The organism is Streptomyces sp. UF-297 (assembly GCF_058245575.1).
Genome location: NZ_JBSIBZ010000014.1, coordinates 1 through 12,035, shown reverse-complemented (window position 1 = coordinate 12,035; position 12,035 = coordinate 1). Strand labels below are relative to the sequence as shown.

Annotated in this window: 10 protein-coding genes; 6 read left to right on the top strand and 4 right to left on the bottom strand. The window is 73.3% G+C overall.

What is annotated here, in order from left to right; all coding sequences use genetic code 11:
• Positions 1–89: 89 nt before the first annotated feature.
• On the bottom strand, positions 90–2,069 hold the full coding sequence (locus AC4IJH_RS11025; protein WP_490851418.1) for an AMP-dependent synthetase/ligase: 1,980 nt from the start codon (positions 2,067–2,069) through the stop codon (positions 90–92).
• Between the two features lie 283 nt (positions 2,070–2,352).
• Between AC4IJH_RS11025 and AC4IJH_RS11020 the strand changes: the two genes are divergently transcribed.
• Both AC4IJH_RS11020 and AC4IJH_RS11015 read left to right on the top strand, forming a co-directional pair.
• Positions 2,353–2,814 carry an SCP2 sterol-binding domain-containing protein gene (locus tag AC4IJH_RS11020; protein WP_490851417.1) on the top strand — a complete coding sequence of 154 codons (462 nt, stop codon included), beginning with the start codon at positions 2,353–2,355 and terminating at the stop codon, positions 2,812–2,814.
• A 324-nt stretch (positions 2,815–3,138) separates the two neighbouring features.
• Positions 3,139–3,657 (top strand): lytic polysaccharide monooxygenase auxiliary activity family 9 protein, encoded by a 519-nt coding sequence (locus AC4IJH_RS11015; protein ID WP_490851416.1) that lies wholly within the window; start codon positions 3,139–3,141, stop codon positions 3,655–3,657.
• 702 nt (positions 3,658–4,359) lie between these two features.
• Here AC4IJH_RS11015 and AC4IJH_RS11010 read toward each other — a convergent pair.
• From AC4IJH_RS11010 to AC4IJH_RS11000, 3 genes are read right to left on the bottom strand one after another with little or no spacing between them, the layout of a single operon-like run.
• Entirely contained in the window at positions 4,360–5,457 is a 1,098-nt protein-coding gene (locus AC4IJH_RS11010; protein WP_490851415.1) for a GNAT family N-acetyltransferase, read from the bottom strand.
• A complete protein-coding gene (locus AC4IJH_RS11005) occupies positions 5,454–5,939 on the bottom strand; it encodes a DUF4188 domain-containing protein (protein ID WP_490851414.1) in 486 nt (161 codons plus the stop codon). Before AC4IJH_RS11005 ends, AC4IJH_RS11010 begins: the two co-directional genes overlap by 4 nt.
• A gap of 2 nt (positions 5,940–5,941) precedes the next feature.
• Complete coding sequence (locus tag AC4IJH_RS11000) at positions 5,942–7,168, bottom strand: phenylacetate--CoA ligase family protein (RefSeq protein ID WP_490851413.1); 1,227 nt, start codon at positions 7,166–7,168, stop codon at positions 5,942–5,944.
• A gap of 378 nt (positions 7,169–7,546) precedes the next feature.
• On the opposite strand from AC4IJH_RS11000, the gene AC4IJH_RS10995 reads away from it, so the two are divergent.
• From AC4IJH_RS10995 to AC4IJH_RS10980, 4 genes are all read left to right on the top strand, one after another.
• Positions 7,547–8,755, top strand: coding sequence for a sensor histidine kinase (locus AC4IJH_RS10995; RefSeq protein ID WP_490851412.1), 1,209 nt, complete (start codon positions 7,547–7,549; stop codon positions 8,753–8,755).
• A gap of 5 nt (positions 8,756–8,760) precedes the next feature.
• Positions 8,761–9,426 carry a response regulator gene (locus AC4IJH_RS10990; protein WP_490851501.1) on the top strand — a complete coding sequence of 222 codons (666 nt, stop codon included), beginning with the start codon at positions 8,761–8,763 and terminating at the stop codon, positions 9,424–9,426.
• 150 nt (positions 9,427–9,576) lie between these two features.
• A complete protein-coding gene (locus AC4IJH_RS10985; RefSeq protein ID WP_490851411.1) occupies positions 9,577–10,842 on the top strand; it encodes a DUF5005 domain-containing protein in 1,266 nt (421 codons plus the stop codon).
• 108 nt (positions 10,843–10,950) lie between these two features.
• Positions 10,951–12,035: aminopeptidase P family protein (locus AC4IJH_RS10980; RefSeq protein ID WP_490851410.1), on the top strand; the 1,085-nt coding region annotated here is incomplete at its 3' end.

Genomic DNA, 12,035 nt, shown 5'->3' with positions numbered 1-12,035 from the left:
TCGTTGACTCTATGAGCCGGATAGACCCCTTCCAGGGTGCAATTACGGTCGGAATTTTGGGGTCAATTCGTGGCCGGCGAGGCGCGGGGTCAGGGCAGCAGGCCCCGGCACCCGAAGTGCCCGTCCGCCGCGCCCCGCCCGCCCCGCCGCTCCCCGTACAGCGCCTCGATGTCCTGGGCGTAGGCCGCGGCGACGGCGTGCCGGCGCATCTTCAGGGAGGGGGTGAGCAGGCCGTTGTCCTGGGTGAACTCGCCGGGCACGATCCGGAAGGCGCGGATGGCCTCCGCCCGCGAGACCGCCTGGTTCGCGTGGTCCACGGCCCGCTGGACATCGGCCAGCAGGCCGGGGTCGTCCCGGAGTTCGGCGAAGGGGGCGCCGGCGGGGCGGCGGCGGACCCGCAGCCAGTGCTCCATCGCCTCGGGGTCCAGGGTGATCAGCGCGGCGATGTAGTGCCGCCCCTCGCCGACCACCAGGCACTGGCCCACCGGCGGGCGGCTGCGCAGCCGGTCCTCCAGGATGCTGGGGGAGACGTTCTTGCCGCCGCTGGTGACCAGGATGTCCTTCTTGCGCCCGACGATGGTCAGATGGCCCTCCTCGTCGAGGCGGCCCAGGTCTCCGGTGGCGAACCAGCCGCCGTCCAGTGCGTCCGCGGTCGCCTCGGGGTTGTTCCAGTACGAGCCGAAGACGATGCCGCCCCGGATCAGCACCTCCCCGTCGTCGGCGATGCGCACCGACGTGCCGGGCACCGGCAGGCCGACCGTGCCCAGGCGCGGGGCCAGCGGCGGGGCGACGGTCGCGGCGGCGCTGGTCTCGGTCAGCCCGTACCCCTCGTAGACCAGGACTCCGCAGCCGAAGAAGAACAGGGCCAGCCGCGGGTCCAGGGAGGAGCTGCCGCTGAGCGCGTACCGCAGCCGCCCGCCCAGCGCCTTGCGGACCCTGCGGTAGACCAGCAGGTCGTACAGCCCCCTGGCGAGCCGCAGGCGCAGGCCGGGGCCGGGCCCGGTGCCCAGCAGACGGTGCATCTCCCGCTCGCCGTAGCGCACCGCGATCCGCTCGGCCCGGGTGAACGAGGCGCCGCGGCCGATGCGCTCGGCGGTCTCCCGCGCCACGTCGTGCACCTTCTCGAAGAAGTAGGGCACGGCCACCAGGAAGGTCGGCTCGAACCGGGCCAGTTCGGGCCGCAGCTCGGCGGGCTTGATGCTGGGGAACAGGCCCAGGGCGATCCGGTCCAGGAGGCAGGCGATCTGGATGACCCGGCCCAGGACGTGCGCCAGCGGCAGGAAGAGCAGCGTGGCGGGGGTCTGCCGGGTCGCCTCGACGAAGGCCGGGCGCAGCAGCTGGACGAGGTTGGCGGCCTCGGCGTACAGGTTGCCGTGGGTCAGCACGCAGCCCTTGGGGCGGCCGGTGGTCCCGGAGGTGTAGACGAGGGTGGCGACGGTGTCCGGGCCGAGCGCCCGCCGCCGCTCGTCCAGGACCCGCTCGCCGACGTCCTGGCCGATGGCGGTGAGCTCCTCCAGCGCCCCGGCCTCGATCTGCCGGATCCGCGGTGCCGGTGCGTCGGGGCCGGCCGTGGCCCGGTGGGCGGTGTGCAGATGCTGTGCGTTCTCCACGATCAGGAAGGTGGCCGCGCAGTCCCGCAGGATCCACCGCAGCTGGTCCGCCGAGGAGGTGTCGTAGACCGGTACGGTGCGGCCGCCCGCCGCCCAGATGGCGAAGTCGAGCACGGTCCACTCGTACCGGGTACGGGACATCAGCGCGACCCGGTCTCCCGGCGCCAGGCCCGCGGCGATCAGCCCGCGTGCCACGGCGGCGACCTGCCGGGCGAAGGCGGCCGCGGTCACCGGGCGCCACTGCCCGCCCTCCTTGCGCCGCAGCACCACCGCGTCGGGGGCCTCGGCGGCGTTGGTGAAGGGGATGTCGGCCAGGCTGCCGCGCTCGGGCGGCACGGCGAGCGGGGCGGCCCGCACTTCCCGTACGACCCCGCCCTCGCGGACGATGTCCACCCGCGCGCGCCCGGCGAGTCCGGGGCGCCGCAGCGCGGTTCTCAGGTCCCTGGTGATACTGCCCATGGCCACCTCCGGAGCCTTGGACGCGGGCCGACTTACTCCGGCTTACTCGGAAGTCAACTTACCCGGGCGTAGGGAGAATGCAATGCCTGTGCGGCGTCAAGGGCCGTATGGAAAAGGGGAGTTGGGGGTTCAGTGGCGGGCGTCAGTGGGTGGCGCCCCGGGGGAGCGGTGCCGGTGTGGCGGGGCCGTGGCCGTGTCCCGGAGCGCCGGTGGGTAGTGTGGCCGGGCGGTCCACGGCGCGTGGAGTGACGCGTGGTGAGTGGCAAGCGGTGAGGAGACCGGTATGGCCGAGGACGTCGCCGCCCGGCTGGCCGGGCTCGACTTCGCGAGCGTGACCCCGCAGGAGTTCGCCGGGATCGTCAAGAGCCTGTCCGCCAAGGAGATCGCCCAGGTCGCGCGCGGTGAGCTGCGGGCGAGGGTGCTCGGCGAGATCTTCGGCCGCATGGAGCGGCAGTTTTGCCCCGAGAACGCGCGCGGGCTGCGGGCGCTGATCCGCTGGCGGATCACCGGCGAGAGCGACGTCGACTACGAGACCACGATCGAGGACGGCACCTGCTCGGTGCGCCGGGGGTGGGGCGAGGGCGCTCCCCGGGTGACCTTCACGCTGCGGGACGCGGAGTTCCTCAAGCTGGTCTCCGGCAACAGCAGCCCGGTGACGATGTTCCTCACCCGCAAGGTCAAGGTGACCGGCGACCTGAGCCTGGCCGCCTCCCTCACCCGCCTCTTCGACATCCCCAAACCCTGAGGGCCCGGGTTCAGCCGCAGGCCCTGGCGTCCCGGCGCTCGAAGATCGCTCAACTCGGCGTGCCCATGGGGACCTTGAGCGTTGAACCTCTTGACCGTGCACGGACAGCCGGTAAAGTCTAGACCAATTGGCGTACGAGATCCGGGCCGCCGCGAATGCGGTCGGCAGCCCTGCGCGGACGGCTTCGGACCCCGTCGCCAGAGGAACACCTTCACATCCCCTACCCCCCCCATTCGACGAGGCCCCCGGCAAGCGGACGCCCGGTGCGGCGACCCCGGTGCGCATGCCTGCCCGTGCGGGGGCCTCCATCGTGAAGGAGTTGACATGCGCAAGAAAAGGATGCTGGCCGCTGCCGTGGGCGCGGGCATAGCCCCGCTCCTCGTGGTCACCCTGCCGGCCGGCCAGGCCAGTGCGCACGGCTATGTGAACGCCCCGCCGAGCCGCCAGGCGCAGTGCGCGGCGGGCACCGTCCAGTGCGGCCCCATCAAGTGGGAGCCGCAGAGCGTCGAAGGGCCCAAGGGGCTGCGCAGCTGTAGCGGCGGCAACCGGCAGTTCGCCGACCTCGACGACGACAGCAAGGGCTGGCGGGTCACCAACGTCGGCCGCACCCAGGCCTTCACCTGGCGGCTGACCGCCCGCCACGCCACCAGTACCTGGCAGTACTTCGCCGGCGGCCAGAAGGTCGCGGAGTTCAACGACGGCGGTGCCCGGCCGCCCGAGACCGTCACCCACCAGGTCAACTTCGGCAATGTGAGCGGCAAGCAGAAGGTGCTGGCGGTCTGGAACGTCGCCGACACCGCCAACGCCTTCTACGCCTGCATCGATGTGAACATCGGCGGCTGACCGCGGCGGGCGCCCACCCTCCGCACGGGCGTTCCGGACCGGAGCCACCCGGTCCGGAACGCCCGCATCGGCGGGTGACGCACCCCGGCCGGGCGCCCGCCTCGGCCGCGCGGCGCCCCCGAAAGCCGGGCCGAGCGCGGCGGCCGGTGCAGCGGCACCCCGGCGCGGAAGACCGCCGGCACCCGTCCGGAGCCGGAGCCGGAGTCCGGGGCGAGCCGGGTGTGCGGCGCGCGTGCGGTCCGCGGGCGGCTCGGCCAGCTGAATTCCCGTCACGAGTGGGCGGACAGGCGCCAGTTGGGCGTCGGTGAGGCGGGGCGGGCGGTGCGGGCCGCGGGCGCAGCCGCGGGTGGCGAGGGTGGTGGCGCTGAAGGGCGTACGGTACGGCGCGGTCGCGGGCGGCAGCCGGGCGGCGGTCCGCCGCCCTTCGGCCGCCTCGACGTGCGTCCGCAGCGGCAGTCCGGCGTCCGCCGCCACGATCCGACAGGTCTCCACGAACGCGCCCAGCGACAGGAACAGATCCCGCCGGGTCGCACGCCCGCGGGCAGCTCGCGCTGGGTCAGCCGGCCGACCGTGACCGCCTCCGGCCCGTAACTCAACGTCCACGGCCGGGTGTTGTGCGCACTGGGCGCGCGCCGGCACGGGGCCTCGCGCCCCTGGAGCGCGGTGAACGGATGGGCGGGGGCCGGGCGGGCGGGGCCGGCATCACAGGTCTCGCTCGTAGAAGGTGTAGCCGTGCAGCGGACGGCCGCCGGCCCGGCGGTACTGGGCCGCGGAGGCCTCGTTGCCGTGCTCGACGAAGGTGCCGCGCAGCGTCCGGTAGCCGCCCTCGCGCAGCCCGCGGTGCAACTCCCGGCTGAGCAGCGTCAGATAGCCCTGCCCCTGGTGTCCGGGGACGGTGCCCTTGATCACCAGGACGGCGTCGCGGCGGTAGCGCGAGCGGGTGGCCAGCAGGTGGAGCCGGCGGGCCGGGGTGAGCCGGCCGCCGGTCCCCGCCACGAACTCGGAGATGTCCGGCACGGCCAGCACGAACGCGATCGGCTCCCCGTCCTTGGTCAGATACAGCAGCAGCCGCTCGTCCAGCAGGTGCGCCAGCCCGTCCGTCCGGGCGGCCAGCTGCTCGGCGGAGATCTCGGTGTAGTACGGGAGTTGCGCGAAGGAGGCGTTCAGCATCGTCCGCAGCAGCGGCAGTTGCTCCTTGAGGCGGCGGCGCGAGCCGTGGTGGACGCGCAGCCGCTCGGACGCGATCCGCGCGTCGTCGAAGGGGAAGGCGAAGTCGGCGTCCGTGGTGTGCACGTTCTCGCAGATCCAGGTGTCGGACACGAAGCGGCGCAGAAAGCCGTGGTGCTCGTAGATCGCCGGGTAGTGGGAGGGGTTCCAGGCCGAGTCGATGAAGCCGCGCTCGGCGAAACCGGATGTGATCACTCCGCCGGACTGGTTGGGCAGCAGGTTCACCGGCCCGAACTCGCCCTTGGCCCCGGCCCGCGCCCCGGTCCTGCGCACCAGGTCGAACAGGACCCCGGCGACCTCCGCGTCGGAGAACTCCAGCAGCCCGAACAGTTGGGTGGCGCGGCCGAGCCGGGCGTCCATGGCGGGGGAGCGATGCAGACACACCCGGCCCAGCGCCCGGCCCGTACGGGAGTTTCGCGCCAGGTGCAGCTCGGTGGCCCCGCTGCGGTACCAGTCGCGGATCTGCCCCTTGAGGACGGGCACATAGCGGTCGGCGGGGTGCAGGCGCAGCGGCAGTTCGCAGAACTCGCCGAGCGCCCGCCGCCCGTCCACGGGGGTCAGGACGATGGTCATCGGGTCACATGGCGCACGGCCCGCGGCGCGTGCTCGGTCGAGAGCGGGCTGAAAGTGTAGATATGGCCCAGGCGCCCGTTCTCCGCGCGCCAGAGGCCGTTGGTGTACCCGGCGGCATCGGCGGTGCAGATACGGATCCAGCCCCCGGTCACCCGCTTCTCGCCCTCATCGGTCAGCCAGCACATCAGCTCATGATGGGCCCGGCCGCGGGCGGACTTCAGCAGTTCGCCGCGGTCGGTGAAGAAGGCGATGGTGCCCAGGGTGAACGGGAACCGCCCGTACACCTTGTGCCATACGTAGCCGCGCATCGGCTTCATCTCGCGGACCGTACGCAGCCGGCCCGGGCCCGGCGCCAGGATCGCCCGCGGCCCCGGGAGGGGGGCACCTCCCATGCCCTTAAGGCAATGGGGGAGGGTGGCGCCCACGAACATCGCGCCGGCCGGGCCGGGCGCCGGTGCGAGGGAGAAGTCCTCGCTGCGCATCCTCACGCACCCCCACGGATCGGACAGGTGTTCTTGATCTTTCCGGTGCCGGCGAACGGGCCGGTGCCGTGCGCGTGCAGCCGTACCGAGATCTCGCCCGCCGCGGCGTCCTCGGCGACCGACTGGGCGAAGTTGCGGCTGCAGGAGGTGAGATGGCGCAGCCCCCCGTACTGGCACGCCTTGGCCAGATGGTCCGCCTCGGCGGGGGAGGGCCGGGCCCCGGCGCGCAGCTGTACGTGCACCACCGGCCGGGCCGCGAGGTCGCCGCCCTCGTCCAGCCCCGGACCGCACCCCTCGATCAGCTCCGCCATCGGGTTGCCCTCGTAGAGCCCGTACTCCACGTCCTGCGGAGAGATGTTCGCGCCCATGTAGGAGATGGTGGAGCCGGCCCGCCCGTACAGGAACAGCAGCGGCAGCCGCATCCGCTCGCGCCGGGCGGCGGCCTCGGCGCGCGCCGGCAGCCCCGGGCGCACGGGCTCCAGGTCCTCAAGGATGCGCCAGGCCTTCGGGAAGGACAGCAAAGTGCCCTCGTCGCCGATGTTGTAGCGCAGCTCGTCCGGGCCCAGGAAGGCCGCGCGTACCGTCTCGTCCCGGCGGATCAGCCGGCGCAGCCACACGCTGAAGGCGGTCTCGCCGCCCATGCCGATGGCCAGGTCCGAGGCGCCGTAGCCGGAGCGGACCTGGCCGAAGATGTCGCCGACGTAGTCGCGCAGCGCCTCGGTCATGCGCTCGCCGCCCACCCTCGCCGCCAGCCGGTAGTCCTTGCGCGAGTTCACGAACCACGCCTCGCCCGCGAGCCGGTCCCGCAGGTGCTCGCGGAAGGGCGGGTAGGCGGTGACGGGATAGTCGTAGCGCGGCCCGAAGTGGCGCAGGGTGTCCACGATCCGCTCCGGATCGGGGCCGGTGTTCTTGACGGTGGCGATCCGCGCCATGGCGGTGCTGGTGCTGGTGCCGGTGGCCCAGGCCCCCATCGAGTACGCGTTGATCACGAAGAGCTTCCTGGAGGGGAAGACCAGCGAGGTGTACCCGGCGACATTGCGGTGCACGGTGTTCAGCTCCCGGCGCGAGCGTACCCAGTTGTACGGGGTCCCCGAGGAGCCGGAGGACTCGTCCACCACACTCCCGGCGATCTCCAGCCGCCCCTTCCAGCACCGCTCCGGCTCGGCGTACGCCGTGACGTAGCCCTCCTTGTCCGTGTGGTCCGGGCCCGGTCGGCGGCTGCCGTCCATGAAATCCTCGTCCGCGGGGGTGCGGACGGCATGAGTCCGGCTGCTCAGATGACCGGTTGAGTACCGCTCAATCGCGTCTGACCAGCGCGTATGGCGCACGTGGTGGGCACCGGAGCCGCGTCGGCCGCTTGGCCCCCCGTGGCCCTGCGGACGGCGGCCCGGCTGCCGCCCCGCCGCCGCGGGGAGGAGGTGCGAGGGCGGGGCGGCAATGTCCCCGATACTCGCCGTGGCGCCGGGCGAAGTCGTCGTACGCGGGCAGACAGTTGCCCTTACTCTCCCCGGGGGCCGTGGCGCCCCCGGCTACTCCCCGTGGAGTACGGCCGCTTCGGTTCCCCAAGACGAGGCGCCCGCACGGGAGTTGGCTCTACTGTGCCGAATATGGCGCGCGACGAGCTCCCGCACGACCGGCGGCACCGGGTGCCCGACACGCTGCTGGGCTGCGCGGCCGCGGGCCTGCTCGTGCTGGACGCCGCCTACCTCTCCGAACGGGTGGCCACGCCGGGCCCGTTGGGATACGTCCTGCTCGTGTCCGGCGGACTCGCGCTGATCCTGTGCCGCCGCTATCCGCTGCCCGTCCTGCTGCTGGTCACCGGGATCATGGCCGTTGTCGCGATACGGCTGCACCCCGGGCCCTCGGCGGGCACCCCCGTCCTGGTGGCCGTCCACTTCGCGGCCCGCGCGGGCCATCGCGGCCAGGCACTGCTGGCCTCCCTGGCCTTCATGTGTGCCCCGCTGGCCGTCGCGCTCTCCGACGGCCCGCTCGGCCCGAGCGTGCCCGCCATCGGGCGGGACACCGCGGGGCGGCCGTACCAGGACATCCTGCCGCTGATCGTGCTGCTGCCCGGCTGGTTCGTGGCGGTGATCGTACGGGCCCAGATGACCCGGCACCGCGAGGCCTACCTCAAACAGGTCGAGCAGCGCGCGGTGGACGCCGAGCGCACCCGTGAGGAGGCCGCACTGCACCGCGCGGGCCAGGAGCGGCTGCGCATCGCCCGGGAGCTGCACGACTCGCTCACCCACAGCATCTCCATCGTCCGCCTCCAGGCCTCGGTCGCCGTCCATCTGGCGCGCAAGCGGGGCGAGCAGGTGCCCGAGGCGCTGCTGGCCATCCAGGAGGCCAGCGGTGAGGCCATGCGGGAGCTGCGCGCCACGCTGGAGGTGCTGCGCGAGGACGGCAGCGGGCCGCGGCACGGCCTGGCCCGTATCGAAGCCCTGGTGGCGCGCTCGCGCGCGGCCGGACTGGAGGTGACGGTCACGGTCGACGGAGAGCGCCGCCCGCTGCCCCCGGAGGCCGACCGGGCCGTCTACCGCATCGTCCAGGAGGCGCTGACCAACATCGCCCGGCACGCGGGCCCCACCGCCACCGCCGAGGTGCACATCCGTTACGCGGAACGGGAGTTGCGGGTCCGCGTCACCGACGACGGACGGGCCAGTGCGGACCGGGCCGCGGCACCGGGCACCGGGCTGATCGGGATGCGCGAGCGGGTGGCGGCCCTGGGCGGCAGGCTGCGCGCCGGGCCGCGCGCCGAGGGCGGCTTCGCCGTACACGCCGACATCCCGCTGCCCAGCCCCCTGGAGAGAGTGTGAGCGCCCTGATCCGCGTAGCGATCGTCGACGACCAGGCCCTGATGCGGGCCGGGTTCCGCGCCCTGCTCGGCGCCGAGGAGGACCTGGAGGTGGTCGGCGAGGCCCCCGACGGGCAGCAGGGGCTGGCGCTGGTCGAGCGGTGCCTGCCGGATGTGGCCCTGGTCGATGTGCAGATGCCGGTGATGGACGGCATCGAGATGACCCGCCGGATCGCCGCCGACCCGGGCCTGGCCGCGGTCCATGTGGTGATCCTGACCAACTACGGCCTGGACGAGTACGTCTTCGCCGCCCTGCGCGCCGGCGCCGGCGGCTTCCTGCTGAAGGACACCGAACCCGACGAACTGATCCAGGCCGTCCATGTCGCGGCCCGCGGCGACGCCCTGTTGTCCCCCTCGGTCACCCGCCGGCTGATCGGCGAGTTCATCGCCCGCCCGCCGGACGACCCGCTGGTCCCGGCCCTGGACCCGCTCACCAACCGCGAGCGGCAGGTGCTGGCGCTGGTCGCGCGCGGGCTGTGCAACGAGGAGATCGCCCGGCGGATGGTGATCAGCCCGCTCACCGTCAAGACGCACGTCAGCCGCGCGATGGCCAAACTGGAGGCCCGCGACCGGGCCCAACTGGTCGTCTTCGCCTACGAGTCGGGGCTGGTGACGGCCCGGCACCGGCCGTAGCCGCAACGGGCGCCGGCCTCCTACGCTCCGCGCGGGCGCCGGTGACTCCGTACGGGCCCAGCGGCTCCGTACGAGCCCGGTGATTCTGTACGGCGCCGGTGATTCTGTACGGTGGGCGCGCCACCGGACCCGATCAGGGCAAGGAGCGCGATGACCTTCCGACCGACGCGCCGCACCGCGGTCCTGGCGGCGCTGCTCGCCCTGGTCGCCGGTGCGGCCCTGCTGTTGGCGCTGCCCGAGGGCGGCCGCGAGGGGTGCGGGGCCCGCGGGGTCACCTCCTGGTCCGCGGAGTCCCGCTTCACCGGGGAGTTCGCCCGCTACGGGGACGACAACTCCCGGCTGGACGACTGGACCGGCGGCGACGGCACGCACTCGGTCCGGCTGCCGGACGGCCGTACGCTCTGGCTCTTCTCCGACACCTTCCTGGACCGCGTGAACCAGCCCCCCAACTCCTTCGGCCAGCCCTACCGCTGGCGTACCTCCGACTCCGGCCGCACCCCCGCCCTGATCCACAACTCCGCCGTGGTGATGTCCCCTTCGGGCCGCCCGCAGCGGACCCTGACCGGCGGTACGCCGCTGAACCCCGGCCCGTACTTCCCCGACGCCGCGGGCGGCTGGCGCTGGCCGGTGCGGGCGAGCGTGGAGCCGCGCGCCCCGGGCGCGGACGAGCAGGTCGTCCGCGTCCTGCTGTGGGACCGCACACCGGGCCAGGGCGCCTGGGTCTTCGGCGTCCCACGCTCCACGGAGGTCGCCACGCTCTCGCTGCCCGACCTGCGTCTGGAGCACATCGAGCGGGTGGTGGACCAGTCGGCGGTGCCGGACCCGGGCAGGCGCGTCCTGTACGGGGCCGCTGCGGTCCGCGACGGCGACTGGACGTACGTCTTCGGCGGCGACGACGGGCCGCAGCGGGCCACCTCCAACGCCTATCTCGCCCGGGTGCCGACGGGACGGCTGGACGAGGCGGGGGCCTGGCGCTTCTGGGGCGACGGCGACTGGCGGGCGGAGGCCGCCCGGGCGACGCCGGTGCTGCCCGAGGACGGGCGGCGCGGCGTCGGCAGCTCCTTCACCGTCGTGCGGGACGGTGGTACGTGGGTGCTGTTCACCATAGACACGGGCGGACCGGACGGCAGCGGCCTGGCCACGATCACCTCCTACTGGTCCTGCTCGGCACAGGGCCCCTGGCACGGGCCGAGCGGCCGCATCACCCCGCCCCGCCCCGACGACCCCGCCCAGCAGCGGCACATCGCGATCTACAACCCGCAGGCGCACCCGGAGTTCACCGGCGCCGACGGACTGCTGCTGAGCTATGACGTCAACTGGCTCGGCCCGCCCGGCGTTCCACCGGACCCGCAGGTCAACGGCAACGTCGAGCTCTACCGACCGCGCTTCGTACGGGTGCGGCTCGGCCCTTTGTGACCGGCGGCGGCGCGGTGGGGGCCGTACCGAACAGCCGTCCCCACCATGCCTTCTCGGCCCCGCTGCTCGCCCCTACGATGGTCCGCGGCCCAGTTGGAGGAGGAAGCCGTGACCGAGTCCGCGCCCGCAAGACCGGCGGCCGACGAGAACACACAGCGCAAGAACGGCCTGTACACAGGGGTTTCGGACGCGCTCGCCGAGAACATGAGGTCCGGCTGGGCCGACACCGAGCTGCGGGACCTCAAACCGGTCGAGCAGGCCGCCCATGCCGCGCGCCGCCGCGCGGCCCTCTCCGCGCGCTTTCCCGGCGAGCGGCTGGTGATCCCGGCCGGGCAGCTCACGTCCCGCGCCAATGACATGGACTACGCGTTCCGGGCGGGCACCGAGTTCGTCTATCTGACGGGTGATCAGACCGAGGGCGGTGTGCTGGTCCTGGAGCCGGCCGACGGCGGCCACGAGGCGACGCTGTACCGGCTGCCGCGCTCGGACCGCGAGAACGGCGAGTTCTGGCTGCACAGGCTGGGCGAGCTGTGGGTCGGCAGGCGCTACGGCCTGGCGGAGGCAGAGGCGCTGCTCGGGCTCCCGTGCAAGGACGTGCGCGAGCTGGCCGCCGTCTTGAAGGACGCCTCCGGTCCGGTGCGGGTCGTGCGCGGTCACGACGCGGGCATCGAGTCGGCGCTGGTGGACAAGGTCACCGCCGAGCGCGACGAGGAGCTGCGGGTCTACCTCTCCGAGGCGCGGGTGGTCAAGGACGCCTTCGAGATCGGTGAGCTGCAGAAGGCCGTGGACTCCACGGTGCGCGGCTTCGAGGACGTGGTGAAGGTCCTGGACAAGGCCGAGGCCACCTCCGAGCGCTACATCGAGGGCACGTTCTTCCTGCGCGCCCGGGTGGAGGGCAACGACATCGGCTACGGGACCGTCGCCGCGGCGGGGCCCCATGCCTGCATCCTGCACTGGGGGCGCAACAACGGCCGTGTGCGGGCGGGGGAACTGCTGCTCCTGGACGCCGGGGTGGAGACGCACACCCTCTACACCGCCGATGTGACGCGCACCCTGCCCATCGACGGCACGTTCACCGGCCTCCAGCGCACGATCTACGACGCGGTCTACGAGGCCCAGGAGGCGGGCATCGCGGCGGTGAAGCCGGGCGCGAAGTTCCGTGACTTCCACGACGCCGCCCAGCGCGTACTGGC

What these genes read in the sequence shown, in the direction of transcription:
- AC4IJH_RS11005 (WP_490851414.1), bottom strand. Translation starts at nt 5,939, where the DNA reads ATGCGCAGCGAGGACTTCTCCCTCGCACCGGCGCCCGGCCCGGCCGGC.
- AC4IJH_RS11000 (WP_490851413.1), bottom strand. Translation starts at nt 7,168, where the DNA reads ATGGACGGCAGCCGCCGACCGGGCCCGGACCACACGGACAAGGAGGGC.
- AC4IJH_RS10995 (WP_490851412.1), top strand. Translation starts at nt 7,547, where the DNA reads ATGGCGCGCGACGAGCTCCCGCACGACCGGCGGCACCGGGTGCCCGAC.
- AC4IJH_RS10985 (WP_490851411.1), top strand. Translation starts at nt 9,577, where the DNA reads ATGACCTTCCGACCGACGCGCCGCACCGCGGTCCTGGCGGCGCTGCTC.
- AC4IJH_RS11020 (WP_490851417.1), top strand. Translation starts at nt 2,353, where the DNA reads ATGGCCGAGGACGTCGCCGCCCGGCTGGCCGGGCTCGACTTCGCGAGC.
- AC4IJH_RS11015 (WP_490851416.1), top strand. Translation starts at nt 3,139, where the DNA reads ATGCGCAAGAAAAGGATGCTGGCCGCTGCCGTGGGCGCGGGCATAGCC.
- AC4IJH_RS11010 (WP_490851415.1), bottom strand. Translation starts at nt 5,457, where the DNA reads ATGACCATCGTCCTGACCCCCGTGGACGGGCGGCGGGCGCTCGGCGAG.
- AC4IJH_RS11025 (WP_490851418.1), bottom strand. Translation starts at nt 2,069, where the DNA reads ATGGGCAGTATCACCAGGGACCTGAGAACCGCGCTGCGGCGCCCCGGA.